This is a genomic window from Mesorhizobium sp. M7A.F.Ca.CA.004.06.1.1, from assembly GCF_003999135.1.
Classification (GTDB): Bacteria; Pseudomonadota; Alphaproteobacteria; order Rhizobiales; family Rhizobiaceae; genus Mesorhizobium.
This window is the reverse complement of the sequence record NZ_RZPQ01001247.1, coordinates 1-952: the sequence shown is the minus strand read 5'-3', so window position 1 is coordinate 952 and position 952 is coordinate 1. Positions and strand designations below refer to the sequence as shown.

The 952-nt window shown below is 57.8% G+C and carries 2 pseudogenes; one reads left to right on the top strand and one right to left on the bottom strand.

Annotated features, from left to right (window positions below):
* Positions 1–259: pseudogene (locus EN906_RS35515) on the bottom strand (hypothetical protein); the annotation flags it as partial.
* Between the two features lie 536 nt (positions 260–795).
* Here EN906_RS35515 and EN906_RS38865 point away from each other — a divergent pair.
* A pseudogene (locus EN906_RS38865) lies at positions 796–952 on the top strand (DUF5330 domain-containing protein); the annotation flags it as partial.

Below are 952 nucleotides of genomic sequence, written 5' to 3'. Positions count from 1 at the left end.
CGGTCACCCTGGTCACTTCAGGCATGGGCGTTGCCGTCACCATGGCCGCCATCTTGCCGGTCGCCGCCACCAGTAAGGCGACGAACCAGCACAGGCCAAAGGCGGCGAAGATGGCGGCCATGGTGACGGCAACGCCCATGCCTGAAGTGACCAGGGTGACCGCGGCGCCGGCGGCAAAGAAAGGAGCGGCGAGCATGACGCCGATGAAACGGCGCTGGCGCTCGCGGTCGCTCCGCCCAAGGATGGACGGATGGACCATACGTTCGCAACCGGCAGAAATCGCGCCAGGCAATTCAACGTATCTGGCCTTGATTGAACTCAACTCAACGCACTCGCACTTGTCGTGGACAGCTCTGCTTTGCAGATGGTTCTGGTTGGCTTTGAAACTCGCATCCAGCGTTTAAGGAATGGATAAGGCAGGGCCGACCAAGGCCCTGGCCTGCGGCAAATATCGGGATGCCGGCCGCCGAAAGCACGGGCAAATGCAGCCATAGTAAACGGAGAGTTATCCGGCGACGGCACCTATCGGACAGGCGCACACGGCACCCGGACTTCCACATTCCAAGAAAAATACAGGAAAATCATGGGGATGTATGGTTATTTGTTGTTAAGGAAAATCACTGGCAATTGAGACAAATGGATCGCAGAACGCTTCGTTTCGAATTTGCCTAAAATTTGAGGAAAATTCTCTCTTTGCCCGCAAGCCGTCCTTTGCGCCTGTGTGCCAAGATCCTGCCTACAAAAGAGGTCATGCCATATGGATGCATGATCCGGTCACGACGAGAGGGCAAGGGCATGGTCTTCCTCATAAGAATGGCTTTCTGGTTTTCGCTGGTGCTGCTGGCGCTGCCGCTGACTGTCGGCCCCGATGAAGCGGGCCGCGAAAGCGTCGGGCCGATCCAGGCCTTGTTTGCGGCACGCGAAGCGGTTGGCGATATCGCCGGCATTTGCG